We start from the raw sequence: 19,954 nt of genomic DNA on the forward strand, positions 1-19,954 counted from the left end.
TGTCACCGGTCCTCCAGTTCGGAGATCGTGGGTATTCAGGAGAACGACGAACGCGGAGCCCGCAAATGGACAACTGGATCCGCCCATCCCGGAGCGGACCCGGAGCGGGCCTCCTCGTCGAAGCGCGGGAACAGGTCCGGATGGTCGAAGGGGTAGAGGCCGAGCAGGCTCAGCCGGTTGCCGATCACGGAAACGATGGTGCCCCTGCGGTCTGGGTTTCTCCGCGCGCCGCCCCGGTGCCGAACGGCGGGGCCATCGGCGGCATGCCGGCGCTCAGGGGCCCGGCGTCCACGCCCCCGTCCCGGCGCCGGTCATCTCGTCCATCCGACGGCTCAGGTAACGGCGCTCAGCCCCATTGCCGGTGAGCCCGAGCGCACGCCGGTAACTCGCGGCGGCGTCTCCCCGGCGGCCGAGGCGGCGCAGTAGGTCGGCGCGCAGCGCCGGCAACAAGTGATAGTCGCGCAGCTGGCCGGAGGCGTCCAGGTCATCGACCAGCCGCAGGGCCGCCTCTGGGCCATCGACCATGGCTACCGCGACCGCCCGGTTCAGCTCCACCACCGGTGAGGGGGTCAGCTCTGCGAGGCGTCCGTACAGGGCGACTATCCGCGCCCAGTCGGTGTCCGCGGCGCAGGACACCTCGGCGTGACAGGCCGCGATGGCGGCCTGGACCTGGAATGGGCCGATCCGCTGGCTGCCCAGCCCATCTAGTAGGCCGATCGCCTCGTCGATCTCCACCCGGTCCCAGAGCGAACGGTCCTGGTCCTCCAGGGTGATCAGGTCACCGTCGGCGTCAACCCGCGCGCGGCGCCGGGAGTGCTGCAAGAGCATGAGCGCGAGCAGCCCGGCCGCCTCGGGCTCGCCGGGCAACAACCCGACCAGCGCCCGGGTCAGCCGGATCGCGTCCATGCACAGCCCGTCACGGGCCAGCTCCGCGCCGCCGGACGACGCGTAGCCCTCGTTGAACAACAGGTAGAGCACCGCCAGCACCCCAGACGTACGCTCCGGCAGCAGGTTCGGCGGCGGCACCCGGAAGGGTATCGCCGCGTTGGCAATCTTCCGCTTCGCACGGACCAGGCGCTTGGCCATGGTCGGCACGGGCAGCAGGAACGCGCGGGCGATCTCCGCGGTCGTCAGGCCCGCCAAAGTACGCAGGGTGAGCGCCACCCTAGCCTCCAGTGGCAGCGCCGGATGGCAGCAGGTGAACATGAGGCGAAGACGGTCGTCCTGGATCTCTGCCCCCGCGTCGTCGGGGTCGTCCGAGCCGGTGTCAACGGCCAGGGCGGCGAGCTCCCGCAGCTTGCTGCTCTCCGTGGTGGCGCGCCGCAACCGGTCGTAGGCCCGGTTGCGGGCCACCGTCATGAGCCAGGCGCCAGGACGGCGCGGCACCCCGGATTCGGGCCAGGTACGCAGCGCCTCCACAAAGGCGTCCTGGGTGCAGTCCTCGGCCAGGTCCCAGTCACCGGTCAGCCGGATCAGCGCCGCGACGACTCGTCCCGACTCCTCCCGGAACGCACGGACGATGACCTCCTGGTCCTCCGGGCCCAAGATGGTCGGCCGCCCCATGAAGTTCCTTTCTCCCGACCTCCCGCCATAATGACAACCGGCACGGATCCGGACAAGGCCGGACTACGCACCGCGGGCACCACCGGACGGGCGGGTTGCCGGGAGGCCGTGGACCCGTTGTCGGTCCGCGCGGCGCGCCACTGCTGGTACGCACGTAAATGCGAGGCAGGCCGTCGTACTCATCGCGCAATTCGAGGAACTCGTCCAGCAGCCGGAACAGGGTCTGCTTGGCCACCATGTCGTTCTCGGGCGTGAGGTTCCCGGGGTCGACGGCCAACTCCGGCAGAGTGACCCCCTCTTGCCCTCCTGGTCAACCACTACGCGATCATCTCTCCGGCAGACCCGCCGCGAGCAACAAGGCGACCCTCACCGCGTACCGTTTGCGTTTCCGGCTCGTAGGTAGGACCGCGTGTTTCACGACCGGCCGCATGAGCAGGGTCATTGCGTTCTCGGGTTGCTGCAGGTCGACCTGCGATGACGCCGCTCGCCAAAGGCAACCTCAGTGAGCAACAGGTCCAAGGTCAAGCACTCGTGCTCGGCATGACGGCGTGCTTCGCGGCCAGATGAGCCGCAGTCACCACCGTCGTCCGAGCGGCTGGCCGGGCCCGGCCGCGGCGTACGCCGTTCGGTTGTCTTTCGGTCCGCTCTGGCCCAATGGGTCACCTGCGGGTACTCGGGCTCCCCCGTGTCCGGGTACCCGCTCCGAAGTGGAACGCGACCGAGGAGCAGCGCGTGACGACGACCGACATACGCGAGTTCGACGTCATCGGCGAACACACCGCCGATACGGCACGACTGCTGGAACGGACCCTGTTCGAGGTCAAGCGGGTCATCGTCGGCCAGGACCGGCTGGTGGAGCGGCTACTGACCGCGCTGCTCGCCCGGGGGCACTGCCTGCTGGAAGGGGTGCCCGGCGTCGCCAAGACCCTCGCGGCGGAGACCCTGGCCACGGCGGTGGGCGGCAGCTTCTCCCGGATCCAGTTCACCCCCGACCTGGTGCCCTCGGACATCCTCGGCACCCGGATCTACCGGGCCTCCAAGGAGACCTTCGACGTCGAACTCGGGCCGGTGATGGCCAACCTGGTCCTCGCTGACGAGATCAACCGGGCCCCGGCCAAGGTGCAGTCGGCGCTGCTGGAGGTGATGGCCGAGGGCCACGTCTCGCTCGGCGGGCGCACGTACCCGGTGCCGACGCCGTTCCTGGTGCTGGCGACCCAGAACCCGATCGAGTCCGAGGGGGTCTACCAGCTGCCCGAGGCCCAGCGGGACCGGTTCCTGATGAAGATCGTCGTCGACTATCCCACCGACGACGAGGAACTGGGCATCCTCTACCGGATGGGCAGCAGCACACCGGCCGCCCGACCGGTGCTCGACCCGGCCCGGCTGGTGGCGTTGCAGGCCCGCGCCCGGGAGGTCTTCGTGCACCACGCCCTGGCCGAGTACGTCGTACGGCTGGTGCTGGCCACCCGGGATCCGCGCCGGTTCGAGCTGCCGGACGTGGCGGCGCAGCTGGCGTACGGTGCCAGTCCCCGCGCCACGCTCGGCCTGGTCGCCGCGGCTCGGGCGCTGGCCCTGCTGCGTGGCCGCGACTACGTGCTCCCGGCCGACGTGCGGGAGATCGCCGAGGACGTGCTGGCCCACCGGCTGGTGCTCTCCTTCGACGCGGTCGCCGACGACGTCGACCCGGGCGAGCTGGTGCGGCGGGTCGTCGAGGCGGTGCCGCCACCGAAGATCGCCCCCTCACAGGAGGACCAGGGGCCGGGGCTGGGAACGGCGGCATGAACGAGAACTCGACCAGCCTCGGGCAGCTGGCACCGCAGCGCCGGCTGCGCCGGCTGGAGCTGACCATCACCCGCCGCCTCGACGGGCTGCTGCACGGGCAGCACCTGGGGCTGCTGCCGGGGCCCGGCAGCGAACCCGCCGGCAGCCGGGAGTACCGCGCCGGCGAGGACGAGGTACGGCGGATGGACTGGTCGGTGACGGCCCGCACGACCGTGCCGCACGTGCGTACCGTCGACGCCGACCGGGAGCTGACCACCTGGACGCTGGTGGACGCGACGCCGAGCATGGACTTCGGCACCGCCGAGCTGGAGAAGCGGGAGCTGGCGGTGGCGGCGGTCGCCGCGGTGGGTTTCCTGGCCGCCGGCTCCGGCAACCGGCTCGGCGCGCACGTGCTGGGCGACGCCGGGGTGCGCCGGTTTCCCGCCCGTACCGGCCGGTACCACCTGCTCAGCCTGCTGCGCACGCTGCTGGAGGTGCCCCGTGGCCGGCCGGCCACCGATCCGGTGCCGCTGGCCGAGGCGATCGACGGGCTGCGCCGCTCGGCCGGCCGGCGCGGCCTCGCGGTGGTGGTGTCGGACTTCCTCGACGGCCTGCCCGACGAGGGCGTGGCCGGCGCCGAGGGCGCGCCCCCGGACTGGGAACGGCCGTTGCGGCGGTTGGCCGCGCGGCACCAGGTGCTCGCCGTCGAGGTCCGCGATCCGCGCGAGCTGGAACTGCCCGACGTCGGCCTGATCACCCTGGTCGACCCGGAGAGCGGGCGGCGGCGCGAGGTGTCCACCGGCAGTCGCCGGTTGCGCGACCGCTATGCGGCGGCGGCCGCCGCGCAGCGGCTGGCCGTGGCGCGGGCGCTGCGCCGGGCCGGTGCGGCGCACCTGCCGCTGAGCACCGACCGGGACTGGATCGCCGACATCGTCCGGCACGTGCACGCCCAGCGCCGGCTGGCCCGGGCGACCCGACCCACGAACGGAGGTGCCGCGTGACCTGGCAGTCGCCCGAACGGTTGTGGCTGCTGGCCGGGGTGGCCGCGCTGATCGTCGGCTACCTGCTGACGCAGCGGCGGCACAGCCGGTACGCCGTCCGGTTCACCAACCTGCGCCTGCTGGACAAGGTGGCGCCGGCCCGCCCCGCGTGGCGCCGGCACGTGCCGGCCGGGCTGTTCATCGCCATGCTGGCGCTGCTGGTGGTGGGCTTCGCCCGCCCGACCGACGAGGTTCAGGTGCCCCGGGAGCGGGCCACCGTGATCGTGGCCGTCGACGTCTCCCGGTCCATGCTCGCCGACGACGTGCCGCCGGACCGGCTGATCGCGGCCCGGGAGGCGGCCCACGAGTTCGTGGCCGACCTGCCGGAGGAGTTCAACGTCGGGCTGGTCGCGTTCGCCGGCAGCGCGTCGGTGATGGTCCCCCCAAGCGGCGACCGGGCGGCGGTCGCCGCCGGCATCGACCGGCTCGACGAGGGCGTCACCGGCCTTCAGGGTACGGCGATCGGCGAGGCGATCCACGCCGCCCTGGAATCGATCCGCACCCTGGACGCCCAGGCCGTCGAGGAGCCGCCACCGGCCCGGGTGGTGGTGCTCTCCGACGGGGCCAACACCTCCGGACGCGATCCCGCGCGGGCCGCCGCCGACGCGGTGGAGGCGGGCGTACCGGTCGACACCATCTCCTTCGGCACGCTCGACGGCCGCATCGGCGGCGGCCAGCGTGTCCCGGTCGACGGGGAGACCCTGCGCGCCGTGGCCGAGCAGGCGGGCGGCGGCTACTACGAGGCCGGCAGCGGTGCCGAGCTGCGCGAGGCGTACTCCGACATCGGCTCGTCGGTCGGCTACCGGACCGAGCGGCAGGACGTGTCGGCGCGGTTCATCGGCGCCGGCCTGGTGCTCGCCCTGCTGGCCGCCGCCGCCTCGATGTTCTGGTTCTCCCGACTGCCCTGACGGCTTCCCCTGAGGAGGGACATCGCATGTCGAGCACGTTTCCGGGTCTGGGTCAGCCGCGCGGGCCGCAGTTCCTCTCACCCGCCCTGTCGCCCGACGGCCATCCGGCCGTGGCCGCCGGTGCGGCCGTACCGCATGTCGCGCCGGCCGGGCCGGACGGCGCGCCGGGTCGGCCCGGGGATCCGCCACGTTGGCCCCGGATGCTGCTGGCCGGGCTGACCGTGGTGGCGCTCTCGGCCGGTGCCGGCGGCGTCGCCGGTCACCTGGCCGCCGCCTCCGGCGCGTCGCCGGAGGCGGGACCGGCCGGGGCGGCTGCGGGTACGGGCGGTGACCTGGTCGCGGCCGCCGACCGGGTGCTGGCCGGGGTGGTGTCGGTGCAGGTGTCGGGCGGTGGGCGGGGCGCCTCCGGGTCCGGGTTCCTGATCGACGACCGTGGACACGTGGTCACCAACGACCACGTCGTGGCCCGGGGCGGCACGATTCACGTCGTCGGGCGGGACGGCCGGCGGCTCACCGCACGGTTGGTCGGACGCGACCCGGGTACGGACATCGCTGTGCTGCGTGTCGATCCGGGTAGCGGGCTGCGCCCGCTGCCGCTGGCGCCGGCCGGGCAGACCCGGGTCGGCGAGCCGGTGCTCGCCGTCGGTTCCCCGCTCGGGCTCTCCGGCACGGTGACCGCCGGGATCGTCAGCGCCCTGGACCGACCGGTACGCCTCGGCGGCGGTGCCCGGCAGCCGGCGGTGCAGACCGACGCGTCCATCAATCCCGGCAACTCGGGTGGCCCGTTGGTCAACGGCCGGGGTGAGGTGGTCGGGGTGAACACCGCCATCGCCACGCTGGAGGGCAGCGGAAACATCGGGATCGGCTTCGCCGTTCCCGTCGACCGCGCGGCACAGGTGGCGCAGGGGCTGATCGCGAGGGGATAACTGGTACATGCGGCTGCTCGTGGTGGAGGACGAAGAGGATCTGGCCGGCGCGTTGCGGGTCGGGCTGGTGCGCGCCGGTTACGCCGTGGACCTCGCCGTCGACGCGGCGCAGGCGTACGAGCTGCTGCTGGTCAACGCGTACGACCTGATGCTGCTCGACGTCAACCTGCCCGACGTCGACGGGTTCGCGGTGTGCCGGGCGATCCGCTCGGGCGAGGTCCAGGTGGCCGGCGGGCAGGACCTGCGGGTGCTGATGCTCACCGCCCGTGGCGCGCTGGGCGACCGGGTCCGCGGCCTCGACGAGGGCGCGGACGACTACCTCGTGAAACCGTTCGCGCTGGCCGAGCTGCTGGCGCGGGTACGGGCGCTGCTGCGCCGGGACACCGGCGGCACCGGCGCGGTACTCACCGTGGGTGCGCTGACCCTGGACGTGGCCCGGCACGAGGCCCGCCGGGGCAGCCGGCAGCTGCACCTGACGCGCAAGGAGTTCGGGGTGCTGGAATACCTGATGACCCGCCCCGGGCGGGTGGTGCCGGCGGAGGAGCTGCTGGAACACGTCTGGGACGCCAACGCCGACCCGTTCACCGAGACCGTCCGGGTCACCGTGGGCACGCTGCGCCGCAAGATCACCGGTGACGACGGGGACGCGGCCATCGAGACGGTCGTCGGGCGCGGCTACCGGTTACGGGAGGTGCAGACGTGAGCATTTTTCGGTCGATCCGGTTCCGGCTGACGGTGCTCTACTCGACGCTGCTGTTCGCGCTGGCCGGCGCCGGCCTGGTGGTGGCGTACGTGGCGGTGGACCGGGCGGTCGATCCGAAGCCGATCACCCAGCGGTACGAGGCGCACCTGGTCAAGCTCAAGAGCGACGGCCGTACGGTGCCGACCGGCACCACGCTCGAGGTGGCCGAGGTGCAACAGATCGAGGACGAGGTGAACCTGCGGCTGCTACAGACCGTACGGGACTACTCACTGATCGCCCTCGGCGGACTCTTCGTGGCCAGCCTCGGCATCGGCTGGGTGCTCTCCGGCCGGGCGCTGCGACCGGCGGGCGCGATCGCCCGCACCGCGCGGGAGATCCAGGCCACCGACCTGTCCCGCCGGATCCGGCTGACCGGCCCCCGCGACGAGTTGCGCGACCTCGGCGACACCATCGACTCCATGCTGGACCGGCTGGATCACGCCTTCCACGCCCAGCGGCAGCTCATCGACGACGCCTCGCACGAGCTGCGCAGCCCGTTGGCGATCATCCGGGCCAACCTGGACGCCTCGCTGACCTCCCCGGAGGCCACCGAACAGGAGCGTACCGCCGCGGTGGCGACGATCGACCGGGCCACCACCCGGATGTCCCGCCTGGTCGAGGATCTGCTGGCCACCGCGCGCCGGGACGCCGACTCGATGGCCGACACCGACGTGGACCTCAGCGCCGTGGCCCGCGAGGCCGGCGAGGACTTCGCCCCGCTGGCCGCCGGGCGTGGGCTGCGCATGCGGTACGCGCTCGGCCCGGACCTCGTGCTCATCGGCGACCCCGACACGCTGCGCCGGGCCGCCGGCAACCTGCTGTCCAACGCCGTACGCCTCTCCCCGCTGGGTGGCGCGGTCAACGTGGCGACCGGCCGGGTGGGTGACTGGCTGTGGCTGGCCGTCGCCGACGAGGGGCCCGGCATCGCCCCGGCCGACCAGGCGCGGGTCTTCGACCGGTTCTGGCGCGGCGAGGCCGGCCGGGGCGGCTCCGGCGACCGGCGGACCGGGCTGGGGCTGGCCATCGTCCGGCAGATCGTCGAGTCACACGGCGGCCACGTGGCGGTCTTCTCCCGACCGGGAGCCGGCAGCACCTTCGTCCTCTGGCTCCCCACCACCACCCGCACCACCGACACCCCTCCACCCCCCACCTCCCCCCTCTAACCCACCCACCCCCACCCCGCCCACCCTGTTGATCATGAAGTTAGCGGGCGGTTTGATCTCTAAAACACCCGCTAACTTCATGATCAACGGAGCGAGGGGTGGGTGAGAGGGGTGGGTGAGGGGGTGGGGTGGGCGGACTGTCATGCAACTGTCATGGAACTGTGCGGTCGACTCCAAGGTCGTTGCGCAAGGTGGTGTCGATCGGGACGGCGCGTCGGTCGCCGGCGTCGACGACGAAGGAGACCGTTGTGGTGATGCCGTGGCCCTGGCCGATGCCCGACGACCATTCGTTCCGCGCGCTCTGGGACGAGCCGCAGGACCACGACGAGGACGTCCGTCTCGCGGCCCTGGTCGCCCAGCGACTGAGCGCCGACTGGACGACCCGACGGCAGCAGATCACGGTGATGGTGCAGAACCGGGTCGTGATCCTCACCGGCCTGGTCGCCAGCGCCGAGACCCGCCGCGCGGCCGGCGACCTGGCCTGGGATGTCGAGGGCGTGGCGGACGTCTGCAACGCCCTGCGGCTCGTCGGTCACCGGCGCGGTCGCCGCTGAACTCCGGCCCGTCCGTCAGCGCCCGGCACCGGCGCTGCGGGCGGGCCGGACGCCCGGGTCTGCTGCGATCCGCCACCGTCGGCCCTGGTGGCCTCGATGGTGCGCCGTGCAGGAGGACCTGATCGAGGTGGTGGCGCACCTCAAGCAGAGGTGGTGGCGCACCTCAGGCAGGTGGTCTGCGTGCAGGCGGGAAGCAGGTGGTCTGCGTGCAGGCGGGCTGGCACGCCTACCGTGTGCGGCGGCACGATGGCGTTGCGATCCAGGATCGAGCGGCCTCACAGCGACACTGGGGCCGCTCGATCCGGATCGAGCGTGACCACCGTGGTCTCAGTCGCGGGAGCCCTGCGGGGCCGCACCGGCGGGGCGGCCGTCGAGGCGGGCGAGGGCGTCGGCACGGCTGACCGCGACGGGGAACAGCTCGTCCAGCCGGGTGACCTGAAGGACCTGGCGGATCAGCGGCGAGGCCGCCGCGACGCAGAGCAGCGCGCCGCGTTCGACGGCGCCACGGTGGGCGCGCACGAGCAGCCCGAGGGCGGTGGAGTCGAGAAGATCCGTCCGGTCGAGGTCCACCAGGACGTGCCCGCCCATCTCGGCCGCGTGCCGCAACGCCATCCGCAGGGTGTCGCCGGTGTCGAGGTCGACGTCGCCGGCAACGGTCACCACGGTCACGTCCCCGAGGTGCTCGATGCCGAGGATGCCACCCGGTACGCCGGCCGGGCCGAGCCGGGTGCAGTGCGCGCAGCGGTGCGGGCCGTCGGCCAGCGGCGAGCCGCTCCAGCCGTGCTCGGACACCAGCGGCCACACCACCTCCGTGTCGGAGGGCACCCGCGGCCCGGCGACGGTGTCACCGCAGGTGTCGCAGGTCAGGGTGACCACGTGATCGTCCAGGATGACGGCCATGGCGTGCTCCTTCCCAGGTCAGATGGGGTCGGGCCACCACCCTGCCGGCGCCAGGTGGCGGGCACCACGCGGACACGTGACGGTTGGGTGACGAATCGGCTTCTCCCTGCTGGCGGGTCGGATGAGCGACGACGATGCACCCACCAGCCGCCCGCTTTGAGAGGATAGATGTAGAGAGATCAGCTGACGACCGTGCACGACGGGAGGTCGAAGGATGCGAACTGGACTACCCACCGACGAACCGGTCGGCACACTGGAAGTGGTGCACCGGTTCCGGGGCCCGATGCCCACCGGAGTCACCGTCTCGCACCGCGGGCGGATCTTCGTCAACTTCCCCCGCTGGGGCGACGAGGTGCCCGCGACCGTGGTGGAGCTGCGCCGCGGGCGCGAGGTCCCCTTTCCCGACCTGGAGTGGAACACACCGTCCGGCAACGACGACCCGTCGGCGTTCGTGTCGGTGCAGAGCGTCGTGGTCGATCCCGCCGACCGGCTCTGGGTGCTCGACACGGGTAGCCCGGTGTTCCAGCCGACCTCGCCCGGCGGGCCGAAGCTGGTCCGGATCGACCTGAAGACCGACACCGGCGCCCAGGTGATCACCTTCCCGCCCGACGTGGTCCTGCCCACGACGTACCTCAACGACGTGCGGTTCGACCTGCGACGCGGGGAGGCGGGGCTGGCGTACGTCACCGACTCGGCCGACGGCGCCCCGAACGCGATCATCGTGGTCGACCTGGCCAGCGGTGCCTCGTGGCGGCGGCTCAACGACCACCCGTCCACCAAGGCTGAGCCGTTGGCGGACTTCAACCCGGTGGTCGAGGGGCGTCCGTTCCGGGTCCGCCCCCCGGACGGGCCGCCGCAACCGGTGGGCGTCGGTGCCGACGGCATCGCGATCTCCGCCGACGGTGCCCGGCTGTACTACTGCGCCCTCGCCACCCGCCGCTGGTACAGCGTCGCCACCGATGCCCTGGCCGATCCGGCGCTGGGCGACGAGGAGGTCGCCGCGACCGTCATCGACGAGGGAGACAAGGGTGGCGGCGCCGACGGCCTGGAATCCGACGACGCCGGCCGGCTCTACCTCACCAACTACGAACACAACGCGGTGCTGCGCCGCCGCCCCGACGGCGAGTACGAGACGGTCGTGCACGACGCCCGCCTGCTCTGGCCGGACACCATGAGCGTGGCCACCAACCGGCACCTCTACGTCATCGCCAACCAGGTGCACCGGCAGCCGTCGTTCAACGGCGGCCGGGACCTGCGGCGCAAGCCGTACGCCCTGTTCCGGACCCGGATCGACGCGGGGCCGGTGCTGCTGCGGCCCTGACCACCGGCGCCCCCGGTCGGGTGGACACCACCCGACCGGGCCCCCGCGTTTGTGTCAGAGCCGCCCGGCGCGGACGGCGGCGGCCAGTTCGTCGTCGTAGGTGGCCAGGGCGCGCCCGTCGGCCGAGTAGGCGACCAGCCGCCCGTGGACCACGGTGGCCGAGCGGAACGAGAACGTCCGCACCCCCGGGTACGCGGCCAGCAGCGGGATGCTCCGGGGTGGGCCGCCGGGAGCGGAGTGGTAGTCCAGGCGCGCCACCTGATCGGAGACCACACCGTTGACCCGTACCTTGGTCTGCTCGCTGCGGGAACCGAAGGTGACCGGGTCCTCGGTGCCGTAGCGGATGCACTCCGCCTGCCCTCGACACACGAAGAAGTAGCGCGGGTTGGCCACGTCCGCCCGGCGGTACGCCTTGAAGGTGGGGTCCGCGCCGGCGGGCAACGGCTGCACGGCGAAGAACGCCAGTACGCCGAGGGACGCGACGCCCACCCGCAGCCACGCCCGCCGGGTGCTGGCCCGACGGTGGGCGCGACCGGCGGCGACGGCAACGGCACCGAAGCCCGCCACACAGAGCGCCCCCGCGCCGAGCACGCGGGCGTTCTCGAACAGGAACTGCACCCCGGGTCGGGTCGAGACGGGAGCCAGCACCACGCCCAGCGACAGCACCATGCTGGCCAGCAGCGCGGCGCCGGCCACTCGCCGGGTCACGCCGGCGGCACCGACCAGCAGCATCGCCGCCAGCACGGTCCACACCTGGTGGTGCGTCCAGGAGACCGGGGACGCGGCCACGGTGGCGCAGCCGACCAGCACCGCGGCGTGCCCGGGCCGCCCCTGCCCGACCAGTCCCCGGGCCCGCAGCAGCGCCAGCCCGCAGATGACGGTCACCAGGGCGGCCCAGACCAGGGGCAGGGACCGCTCGTCCATGCCGAGCCGCAGCAGCATCCCGTGTACGGACTGGTTGCCCAGCGATGCCAGGTTGCCGATCCGGGAGGTCTGCGCCACCGTGCCCGCCCAGTAGGTCAGGCTCTCCGCGGGCAGGAGCACCAGCGCGAGCGCCCCGCAGGCGACGAAGGCGGCGCTCGCGCGGGCCGCGTCGCGGTACCGGCCGCTGACCAGGAAGTACGCCACGAACAGCAGCGGGGTGAGCTTGATCGCGGCGGCCACCCCGACCAGCAGCCCGCGCACCCGCGACGGCGGGCCCATGCCGTCGAGCAACGCCATGAGCACGATGAAGATGCTCACCTGACCGAACCGCAGGTTGCTCTGCACCGGCGCGGAGACCATGAGCACCGCGGCCACCGTCGCGACCATGATGGGCGTCCCGACCCGGCCGGACGGCACCGTCGACACGTGCCCCGGTAGCCGCGCGGCGGCCAGCGTACGACCGACCGGTACGGCGATGGCGACCACGGCCGCGCAGGTCGCCGCCAGCCAGAGCGCCTCGGCCACGCCGAGCGGTACGGCGGTGATCGGCCAGAGCACGAGGGCCGCGAACGGCGGGTAGGTGAACGGCCCGCCATTGTCCGCCGCGTACTCGTAGAGCGGGCGCCCGGCGCGCAGGTCGGCCAAGGCTCCATAGTAGATGTGCAGGTCGGAGAGGCGGTCCTCGCGCCGGAGCACGAGGGCGACGGAGACCAACGAGGCCAGCGCGAAGCCCGCCCACAGCAGCACGAGCCGACGATCCCGCATGGACCGAGGATAGGAAGCCACCGCCGATCCCGTTGTCCCCGGCCGCCCCGCGCACGTACCGGGCGCGCGGCGGGCCCGCGTCGTAGATTGGCAGGGACCGACCCCCGGTGCACGCCGGGATCCGGCGGCGCGACCACGCGGTCGGACCCGGCAACCACCGGGCCCTCTCGACCGAAGGAGCACCGTGAACCGGACCACCAGAACCGTGCTCACCATCGCCGTCGCCGTCACCCTGACCGCGACCGTCGCCACCCCGCCCGCGGCAGGGGCCGCCACCGGCCGGGCCGGTGGAGGCACGCCGAGTGTCATCGCCCTGCCCGACGGCTTCCAGCCCGAGGGCATCGCCACCGCCGGCCGGTACGCCTACCTCGGCTCGCGCGCCACCGGGGCGATCTACCGGGCGGACCTGATCCACGGCGGCGGCCGGCAGCTCAGCCCGCCCACCGGAACGCCCTCGTTGGGTATCGAGGTCGACCACCGGGGCCGGCTCTTCGTCGCCGGTGGGACCGGCGGCAATGCCCGGGTGCTGGACAGCCGCACCGGAGCGGTCCTGGCGAGCTATCAGTTCGCCACCGCGCCGACGTTCGTCAACGACGTCATTCTCACCGAGCGGGCGGCGTACTTCACCGACTCCCACCAGCCGGTGCTCTACCGGCTGCCGCTGGGCCGCAACGGGGCGCTGCCGCCGGCCGGCGGGTTCACCACGATCCCGTTGACCGGGGACTTCGCGCAGGTCGGCACCGAGATCAATCTCAACGGCATCGTCCGTACGCCGGACCGGACGGGGTTGATCGTGGTGCAGTCCGTCACCGGGTCTCTGTTCCGGGTCGACCCGGTGACCGGGGCGGCCACCAGGGTTGCGGTGCCCGGTCACACCTTCACCAACGGCGACGGGCTGCTGCTGGTCGGGCGCACCCTCTACGTGGTGCAGAACCGGCTCAACCAGATCGCGGTGGTCGAGCTGAACCGGGCTGGTACCGCGGGGCGGTTGACCGGGCTGATCACCGATCCGCACTTCGACGTGCCGACCACGGTGGCCGCCGCCCTCGGCCGGCTCTACCTGCCCAACGCCCGGTTCACCACCGAACCGACGGAGACCACGCCGTACACGGTCGTCGCCGTACGCCCGTAGTGACCGGCGCTGCCGGCGGGTCCGCCACCGGCGCGGGCCCGCCGGCAGCTTGCCACACCCACCCGTCAACACTGATAATCATCGATGTTCCTGAGTCGGACGAGATCGGGCACCGGGCAGCCCTCGATCGGAACGCCGCCCTGTCCACGTTCGTCCGAAGGAGCCAGTCCCGATGAAGAAGGCGATCAGAGCATGGTGTGCCGTCCTGGCGGCCATCGCCCTGGCAGCGCTGGCCGCGCTGTCGGTCCCGGCACCGGCGTCGGCGGCGACGCTGACCGAGGTGACCAGCTTCGGCACCAACCCGAGCAACCTGCGCATGTACCTCTACGTGCCGGACCGGGTCGCACCCCGACCGGGACTCCTGGTCGCGATCCACTACTGCGGCGGCAGCGGGCCGGCGTTCCACTCCGGCACCCAGTTCGCCGCCCTGGCCGACCGGTACGGCTACCTCGTGATCTACCCGTCGGTGACCCGCAGCAGCCAGTGCTTCGACGTCTACTCCCCGCAGGCGCTGCGCCGGGGCGGCGGCAGCGACCCGGTCGGCATCATGTCGATGGTCGACCACGTCCGGCAGCGCTACCCCGTCGACCCGGCCCGGATCTTCGCCACCGGCGTCTCGTCCGGCGCGATGATGACCAACGTCCTGCTCGGGCTCTACCCCGACGTGGTGGCCGCCGGTGCCGCCTTCGCGGGCGTGCCGTTCGGCTGCTTCGCCACCACCGGCGGCTCGGAGTGGAACAGCGAGTGCGCCAACGGACAGCTGATCCGCACCCCGCAGCAGTGGGGTGACCTGGTGCGCAACGCGTACCCCGGCTACACCGGCGCGCGCCCGCGAATGCAGATCTGGCACGGCAGCAACGACGAGATCCTGCGCTACCCGAACTTCGGCGAGCAGGTCAAGCAGTGGACCAACGTGCACGGGTTGAGCCAGACCCCCACCTTCACCGACACCCCGCAGGCCGGCTACACCCGCACCCGCTACGGCGGCGCCGGCGACACCGCGCCGGTCGAGGCGGTCAGCATGCAGGGGGTGCCGCACAACCTGCCGGTGGACGCCGCCCAGGCGGTGCGCTTCTTCGGCCTCGACAGCACACCACCGAGCAGCCCGCCACCCAGCAGCCCGCCACCCAGCAGCCCGCCGCCGAGCAGCCCGCCGCCGACGGCCACACCGACGCCGACGGTTACGCCCACCACGCCCCCGCCGTCCCCGACGCTGCCACCGGGGACCGGCTGCCGGATCGGGTACGTGGTCAACGCCTGGAACAGCGGGCTGACCGCCTCGGTGACCATCACCAACACCGGTGCCACGGCCGTCAACGGCTGGAACCTGGCGTTCACCCTGCCCGGCGGGCAGAACATCACCAGCGGCTGGAACGCCACCTACTCGCCGACCTCCGGAGCCGTGACCGCCCGGAACGTCTCCTACAACGCCGCCATCGCCCCCAACGGCTCGGTCACCATCGGCTTCCAGGCCAACCACAGCGGCAACACCGCAGCACCGGCCTCGTTCACCCTCAACGACACCCCCTGCGCGGTCAGCTGAGCGCCGTCCCGCCCGCTGCGCGCCACCACCTCCACCACCACCAACCCGTACGGAGGAATCCGCATGCTGCTCAGGACAACAACCCGAGCGCCTCGGCGCTGGCTGGTCGCCGTCGCCACGCTCGCGCTGCTCGGCGCCGGCGTGGCCATGGCCTCGCCGAGCGCCCAGGCCGCGACGGTCGATCCCGGCGCCACGTACGTCTTCGTGAACCGGCACAGCGGTAAGGCGATGGACGTGTGGAACTGGTCCACCGCCGACAACGCCCCGGTCAACCAGCACGCCCGCAACGACACCGCCGTGCAACAGTGGCGCTTCGTCGACGTCGGCGGCGGCTACTACCAGATCCGCTCCGCGCACAGCGGCAAGGTCCTCGAACTGCCCAACGCCAACGACGGCGTCCAACTCGTGCAGAACAGCGCCGCCAGCGGCAACACCCGTCAGCACTTCCGGCTCGCCGACTCCGCCGGCGGGTACGTCAGGTTCCTCAACCGGCACTCGAACAAGGCCCTCGACGTCTGGGCCTGGTCCACCGCCGACGGCGGCATGATCTCCCAGTACCAGGACCTCGACGGCGCCAACCAGCAGTGGCAACTGGTCACCCTCAACACCGGTGGCGGCAGTGGCTGCGGCAGCGGCGCGTTCCAGGCCGAGGCGGTGCTCAGCGGCGGCACGTGGACCGCCCGCAACGGCGGTAGCACGGTCTACACCGGCGCCGACATGCGCGCCGCCGTGCAGGCGGCGGTGAACAGCCTCAGCGCCGGCCGGACCAGCAAGCAGCGGGTCGTGGTACGCGGCTCCGGCTCGATCAGCGCCGGCTCCCGGATCTCGCTGCCCAGCTACACGACGATCGACGTCTGCGGCACCATCAACGTGACCGGTTCCGGCTCCGGCGACCAGGCCCCGATCTACTCCCGGGGCACCACCCAGATCGAGGTGCAGAACCTCACCGTCACCGGCACCCCGCTCTACGGCATCTTCCTGCGCAACGTCACCAACGTGATCCTCGGCCAGATCGACATGCGGCTCTCCAGCGGGCTGGGCGTACGCATCGACAACCGGGGCGACACCAGCCAGTGGACCCGCAACGTCCGCATCGACAACGTCTACGTATCCGGCGCGAGTTCGCACGCCGTGGAGACGTACGGCGTGGACGGGCTGACCGTCGGCACCGTGACCGCCCGCAACGTCGGTGAGTCGGGGCTGCTGCTCAACGAGACCATCAACGCCACGGTGACCACGGTCGACGCGGAGAACGCCGGCACCGGCACCGGCTACGCGGCGTTCCGGACCGCCAACCGGGCCGGGCGGATCGGCGCCGGCTACCCGACCAACATCCGGGTGGACACCGTGCGGGCGCGTGGTGGTGGCCGGGGCATCTTCTGCGTCTCGGAATCCGGCGGGGTGGCGGTCAACCGGGTCGACATCGCCAACACCGGCAACAACGCGATCCTCATCGAGAACTGCTCCGGAGTGGACATCGCGGCGGGCGGCGGCACGATCAGCGGCGGCGGCGAGGTGCGGCTGGCCGCGCGCGCCGACTTCCCCGGCAACCGGGACATCACGCTGCGCAACTTCACGCTGGCCAACAGCCGGATCGTGGAGAACCCCTGCGCGACCAACCTGACCATCAGCAACGTCACCCTGAGCAACTCGACCATCAGCCGCTGCTGACCCGGCCCAACGGAAAGAAGCGCCACACCGGTCGTCCGGCACGGGCCCGCCCGTGCCGGACGACCCTGGTTGACAGATCATGAGAGCGATCCCAGACTGGCTCGCGTCGATCTGGCCGGCCACGCGAGGAGCAGCGATGAAGATCGCCGATGCCCGGGTCATCGTCACCTGTCCCGGACGGAACTTCGTCACGTTGAAGATCGTGACCGACGACGGGGTGACCGGGATCGGCGACGCCACCCTCAACGGCCGGGAACTGGCGGTCGCCAGCTACCTGACCGACCACGTCGTACCGCTGCTGATCGGGCGGGAGGCGGACCGGATCGAGGACACCTGGCAGTACCTCTACCGGGGCGCGTACTGGCGGCGCGGCCCGGTCACGATGAGCGCCATCGCGGCGGTGGACACCGCGCTGTGGGACATCAAGGGCAAGGTGGCCGGGCTGCCCGTGTACCAGTTGCTGGGCGGCCGCAGCCGCGAGGGGGTGACCGTGTACGGCCACGCCAACGCGCCCACCGTGGACGCGCTGCTCGCCGAGGTGGCCCGCTACCTCGATCTCGGCTACCGCGCGATCCGGGTGCAGACCGGAGTGCCCGGCCTGGCCGCCACCTACGGGGTCGGGCGGAACCGGCACCACTACGAACCGGCGGACGCGGCCATCCCCACCGAGACCGTCTGGAGCAGCGAGCGGTACCTCACCCACGTGCCGTCGGTCTTCGCCCGGGTCCGCAGCGAGTTCGGGCCGGAGCTGAAACTGCTGCACGACGTGCACCACCGGCTCACCCCGATCGAGGCGGCCCGCCTGGGCAAGGCCGTGGAGCCGTACGCGCTGACCTGGTTGGAGGACCCGGTACCGGCGGAGTTGCAGGAGGGCTTCCGGCTGATCCGCCAGCACACCACGACGCCGATTGCCGTCGGCGAGGTGTTCAACACGATCTGGGACTGCCAGCAGCTCATCACCGAGCAGCTCATCGACTACGTGCGGGCCACCGTCGTGCACGCGGGGGGCATCACCCACCTGCGCCGCATCTTCGACCTGGCCCATCTCTACCACGTGCGCAGCGGTTCGCACGGCGCCACCGACCTGTCACCGGTGTGCCTGGCCGCGGCCCTGCATCTCGACGTGAGCATCCCCAACTTCGGCCTGCAGGAGTACATGCCGCACACCGAGGCCACCGACGCGGTCTTTCCCCACTCGTACCGCTTCGCCGACGGCTACCTGCACCCGTCCGAGGAGCCGGGGCTCGGGGTCGACATCGACGAGGAGCTGGCCGCGCAGCACCCGTACCGGCCGGCGGCACTGCCGGTGAACCGGCTGGAGGACGGCACGCTGCACAACTGGTGAGCACGCCGGTGCCCGACGCGGGACAGCATCCCGCGCCGGGCATCGGAGAGGTGCCGGTGGATCAGCTGGCGGTGCAGGTGGGGGTGCCGGAAGGTCCGGCGCCGGTGCCCTGGAAGCCGAACTCCGTGCTGGTGCCGGCGGCGACCGCGCCGTTGTAGCTGACGTTGCGGAACGTCACGTTGCCGCTGGTGCCGCTGGCCTGGGTGTTCCAGCTGTTGGTCACCGCGCTGCCGCTCGGCAGCCCGATGCTCACCGCCCAGCCGTTGATTCTCGACGAGCCGGCGGTGACGCGTACGGTGGCGACGAATCCGCCGTTCCAGGAGTTCAGCGACACCGACGCGGTGCAGCCCGCGCCGCCGGGCGGCGGGGTGGTGGGCGGCGGAGTGGTCGGCGGCGGAGTGGTGGGCGGCGGGGTGGTCGGCGGCGGCGTGGTCGGCGGCGGGGTGGTGCCGCCGTTGAGGGCCTCGAGCGTCGCGTTGTACGCGGGCTTCTTGTTACCGCTGGCGTCGAAGAGCAGCGGGGTGCCGCCGGAGCGCCAGGAGTCGCTGTCCCGGATGCCCCAGACCGTGATGCCGGTGCAGCGGGAGACGGCGAGACAGTCGGTGACCACCCGGCGGTAGGTCTCGGCCTGCGCGGTGCCCGAGCCCTCGATGTCCAGCTCGGTGATCTGCACGTCCACCCCGAGTGCGGCGAAGCTGGAGAGCGTGGTGCGGTAGTTGCTGGGGTACGGCGAGTTGGGGTTGAAGTGCGACTGCAGGCCGACGCAGTCGATCGGCACGCCCCGGCTGCGGAAGTCGCGGACCAGATCGTAGACGGCCTGCGTCTTGGCGTGGCTCCAGTCGTCGGTGTTGTAGTCGTTGTAGCAGAGCTTCGCGCCCGGGTCGGCGGCCCGCGCGGCACGGAAGGCCGCCTCGATCCAGTCGTTGCCGGTGCGCTGGAGGTTCGAGTCGCGCCGGGCGCCGCTGCTGCCGTCGGCGAACGCCTCGTTCACCACGTCCCAGGAGTGGATCTTGCCACGGTAGTAGGTGGCGACCTGGGTGACATGGTTGAGCATCGCGCTGCGCAGCGCGGTGCCGGAGAGGTTCTGCATCCAGCCGGGTTGCTGGGAGTGCCAGGCCAGGGTGTGGCCGCGTACGGTCTGGCCCTGGGCGATGGCGTGGTTGACGATCCGGTCCGCGTTGGTGAAGTTGAAGACGCCCTGCTGCGGCTCGGTCGCGTCGAGCTTCATCTCGTTCTCGGGGGTGACCGAGTTGAACTCGCGGTTGAGGATGCCGACGTAGGTCGAGTCGGAGAGCTTGTTCGCCGCCACCGCGGCGCCGAAGTACCGGCCCCGCTCGGCGGCGGATGCGCCCAGGGTGGTCGCCGCGCTGGCGGTGGAGGACACCACCACCACGCTGGTGGCGACGAGGGCTAGACCGACCGCAGCCGAGACCAGCGCGTTACGCGGTCGCAGTCGGGTCGCCGGGCGCCCGCTGGCGCGGGCAGAGGCGTTGTTCATGGCATGAGCCTTTCGACGAAGCCGTGCTGATGAGAAGCCGGCCCCGACTACTGCCCAGCACGGTGGCCCTTCGTCGCCGACGCGGTCGCCCGGAAGCCGCGTCGGCCGGTGCGTGCAGCCGGCCACCATGAGTAGATCGAGGCTGTTGTATATCGAAAACAGTATCGAAACACGTCCGAAAGCTCAACGCGCTCCGGA

Annotated in this window: 17 protein-coding genes; 12 read left to right on the forward strand and 5 right to left on the reverse strand. The window is 72.2% G+C overall.

Annotated features, from left to right (window positions below):
• Nucleotides 1-35: 35 nt before the first annotated feature.
• Complete coding sequence (locus O7615_RS29875) at nucleotides 36-188, reverse strand: hypothetical protein (RefSeq protein WP_278181125.1); 153 nt, start codon at nucleotides 186-188, stop codon at nucleotides 36-38.
• 85 nt (nucleotides 189-273) lie between these two features.
• Nucleotides 274-1,563: an RNA polymerase sigma factor gene (locus O7615_RS29880; RefSeq protein WP_278181126.1), complete on the reverse strand. Its 1,290-nt coding sequence runs from the start codon at nucleotides 1,561-1,563 to the stop codon at nucleotides 274-276.
• A gap of 747 nt (nucleotides 1,564-2,310) precedes the next feature.
• Between O7615_RS29880 and O7615_RS29885 the strand changes: the two genes are divergently transcribed.
• The 7 genes from O7615_RS29885 to O7615_RS29915 all read left to right on the forward strand — a co-directional run bounded on the left by O7615_RS29885 (nucleotide 2,311) and on the right by O7615_RS29915 (nucleotide 8,657).
• Nucleotides 2,311-3,345, forward strand: a complete 1,035-nt coding sequence (locus tag O7615_RS29885) for an AAA family ATPase (protein WP_278182285.1) — start codon at nucleotides 2,311-2,313, stop codon at nucleotides 3,343-3,345.
• The gene (locus O7615_RS29890) at nucleotides 3,342-4,325 is read left to right on the forward strand and encodes a DUF58 domain-containing protein (RefSeq protein ID WP_278181127.1); all 984 of its coding nucleotides are present in this window, start codon (nucleotides 3,342-3,344) and stop codon (nucleotides 4,323-4,325) included. The genes O7615_RS29885 and O7615_RS29890 overlap by 4 nt, the downstream gene beginning before the upstream one ends.
• Nucleotides 4,322-5,272, forward strand: a complete 951-nt coding sequence (locus tag O7615_RS29895) for a VWA domain-containing protein (RefSeq protein ID WP_278181128.1) — start codon at nucleotides 4,322-4,324, stop codon at nucleotides 5,270-5,272. The genes O7615_RS29890 and O7615_RS29895 overlap by 4 nt, the downstream gene beginning before the upstream one ends.
• Nucleotides 5,273-5,298: 26 nt before the next feature.
• Nucleotides 5,299-6,198 carry a trypsin-like peptidase domain-containing protein gene (locus O7615_RS29900; RefSeq protein ID WP_278181129.1) on the forward strand — a complete coding sequence of 300 codons (900 nt, stop codon included), beginning with the start codon at nucleotides 5,299-5,301 and terminating at the stop codon, nucleotides 6,196-6,198.
• 7 nt (nucleotides 6,199-6,205) lie between these two features.
• Nucleotides 6,206-6,901, forward strand: coding sequence for a response regulator transcription factor (locus O7615_RS29905; protein ID WP_278181130.1), 696 nt, complete (start codon nucleotides 6,206-6,208; stop codon nucleotides 6,899-6,901).
• Nucleotides 6,898-8,103, forward strand: coding sequence for a HAMP domain-containing sensor histidine kinase (locus O7615_RS29910; RefSeq protein WP_278181131.1), 1,206 nt, complete (start codon nucleotides 6,898-6,900; stop codon nucleotides 8,101-8,103). The genes O7615_RS29905 and O7615_RS29910 overlap by 4 nt, the downstream gene beginning before the upstream one ends.
• Nucleotides 8,104-8,357: 254 nt before the next feature.
• Nucleotides 8,358-8,657: a BON domain-containing protein gene (locus tag O7615_RS29915; RefSeq protein WP_278182286.1), complete on the forward strand. Its 300-nt coding sequence runs from the start codon at nucleotides 8,358-8,360 to the stop codon at nucleotides 8,655-8,657.
• 327 nt (nucleotides 8,658-8,984) lie between these two features.
• Here the strand turns inward: O7615_RS29915 and O7615_RS29920 are convergent, their stop codons facing one another.
• Complete coding sequence (locus tag O7615_RS29920; protein ID WP_278181132.1) at nucleotides 8,985-9,557, reverse strand: STAS domain-containing protein; 573 nt, start codon at nucleotides 9,555-9,557, stop codon at nucleotides 8,985-8,987.
• Between the two features lie 214 nt (nucleotides 9,558-9,771).
• Between O7615_RS29920 and O7615_RS29925 the strand changes: the two genes are divergently transcribed.
• On the forward strand, nucleotides 9,772-10,878 hold the full coding sequence (locus O7615_RS29925; RefSeq protein ID WP_278181133.1) for an L-dopachrome tautomerase-related protein: 1,107 nt from the start codon (nucleotides 9,772-9,774) through the stop codon (nucleotides 10,876-10,878).
• Between the two features lie 54 nt (nucleotides 10,879-10,932).
• Here O7615_RS29925 and O7615_RS29930 read toward each other — a convergent pair whose 3' ends face one another.
• Nucleotides 10,933-12,567, reverse strand: coding sequence for a glycosyltransferase 87 family protein (locus tag O7615_RS29930; protein WP_278181134.1), 1,635 nt, complete (start codon nucleotides 12,565-12,567; stop codon nucleotides 10,933-10,935).
• Between the two features lie 184 nt (nucleotides 12,568-12,751).
• On the opposite strand from O7615_RS29930, the gene O7615_RS29935 reads away from it, so the two are divergent.
• From O7615_RS29935 to manD, 4 genes are all read left to right on the forward strand, one after another.
• The gene (locus O7615_RS29935) at nucleotides 12,752-13,699 is read left to right on the forward strand and encodes a superoxide dismutase (RefSeq protein WP_278181136.1); all 948 of its coding nucleotides are present in this window, start codon (nucleotides 12,752-12,754) and stop codon (nucleotides 13,697-13,699) included.
• Between the two features lie 172 nt (nucleotides 13,700-13,871).
• On the forward strand, nucleotides 13,872-15,242 hold the full coding sequence (locus O7615_RS29940; protein ID WP_278181137.1) for a PHB depolymerase family esterase: 1,371 nt from the start codon (nucleotides 13,872-13,874) through the stop codon (nucleotides 15,240-15,242).
• Between the two features lie 63 nt (nucleotides 15,243-15,305).
• Nucleotides 15,306-16,913, forward strand: a complete 1,608-nt coding sequence (locus tag O7615_RS29945) for an RICIN domain-containing protein (protein ID WP_278181138.1) — start codon at nucleotides 15,306-15,308, stop codon at nucleotides 16,911-16,913.
• Nucleotides 16,914-17,049: 136 nt separating this feature from the next.
• Complete coding sequence (gene manD, locus O7615_RS29950; protein WP_278181139.1) at nucleotides 17,050-18,258, forward strand: D-mannonate dehydratase ManD; 1,209 nt, start codon at nucleotides 17,050-17,052, stop codon at nucleotides 18,256-18,258.
• A 61-nt stretch (nucleotides 18,259-18,319) separates the two neighbouring features.
• Here the strand turns inward: manD and O7615_RS29955 are convergent, their stop codons facing one another.
• Nucleotides 18,320-19,756: an endo-1,4-beta-xylanase gene (locus O7615_RS29955; protein WP_278181140.1), complete on the reverse strand. Its 1,437-nt coding sequence runs from the start codon at nucleotides 19,754-19,756 to the stop codon at nucleotides 18,320-18,322.
• Nucleotides 19,757-19,954: the final 198 nt, after the last annotated feature.

The organism is Micromonospora sp. WMMD1082, assembly GCF_029626175.1.
In the GTDB taxonomy this organism is placed as follows: Bacteria; Actinomycetota; Actinomycetes; order Mycobacteriales; family Micromonosporaceae; genus Micromonospora.

What these genes read in the sequence shown, in the direction of transcription:
- O7615_RS29945 (WP_278181138.1), top strand. Translation starts at nt 15,306, where the DNA reads ATGCTGCTCAGGACAACAACCCGAGCGCCTCGGCGCTGGCTGGTCGCC.
- O7615_RS29925 (WP_278181133.1), top strand. Translation starts at nt 9,772, where the DNA reads ATGCGAACTGGACTACCCACCGACGAACCGGTCGGCACACTGGAAGTG.
- O7615_RS29955 (WP_278181140.1), bottom strand. Translation starts at nt 19,756, where the DNA reads ATGAACAACGCCTCTGCCCGCGCCAGCGGGCGCCCGGCGACCCGACTG.
- O7615_RS29880 (WP_278181126.1), bottom strand. Translation starts at nt 1,563, where the DNA reads ATGGGGCGGCCGACCATCTTGGGCCCGGAGGACCAGGAGGTCATCGTC.
- O7615_RS29915 (WP_278182286.1), top strand. Translation starts at nt 8,358, where the DNA reads ATGCCGTGGCCCTGGCCGATGCCCGACGACCATTCGTTCCGCGCGCTC.
- O7615_RS29900 (WP_278181129.1), top strand. Translation starts at nt 5,299, where the DNA reads ATGTCGAGCACGTTTCCGGGTCTGGGTCAGCCGCGCGGGCCGCAGTTC.
- O7615_RS29920 (WP_278181132.1), bottom strand. Translation starts at nt 9,557, where the DNA reads ATGGCCGTCATCCTGGACGATCACGTGGTCACCCTGACCTGCGACACC.
- manD (WP_278181139.1), top strand. Translation starts at nt 17,050, where the DNA reads ATGAAGATCGCCGATGCCCGGGTCATCGTCACCTGTCCCGGACGGAAC.
- O7615_RS29930 (WP_278181134.1), bottom strand. Translation starts at nt 12,567, where the DNA reads ATGCGGGATCGTCGGCTCGTGCTGCTGTGGGCGGGCTTCGCGCTGGCC.
- O7615_RS29890 (WP_278181127.1), top strand. Translation starts at nt 3,342, where the DNA reads ATGAACGAGAACTCGACCAGCCTCGGGCAGCTGGCACCGCAGCGCCGG.
- O7615_RS29905 (WP_278181130.1), top strand. Translation starts at nt 6,206, where the DNA reads ATGCGGCTGCTCGTGGTGGAGGACGAAGAGGATCTGGCCGGCGCGTTG.
- O7615_RS29940 (WP_278181137.1), top strand. Translation starts at nt 13,872, where the DNA reads ATGAAGAAGGCGATCAGAGCATGGTGTGCCGTCCTGGCGGCCATCGCC.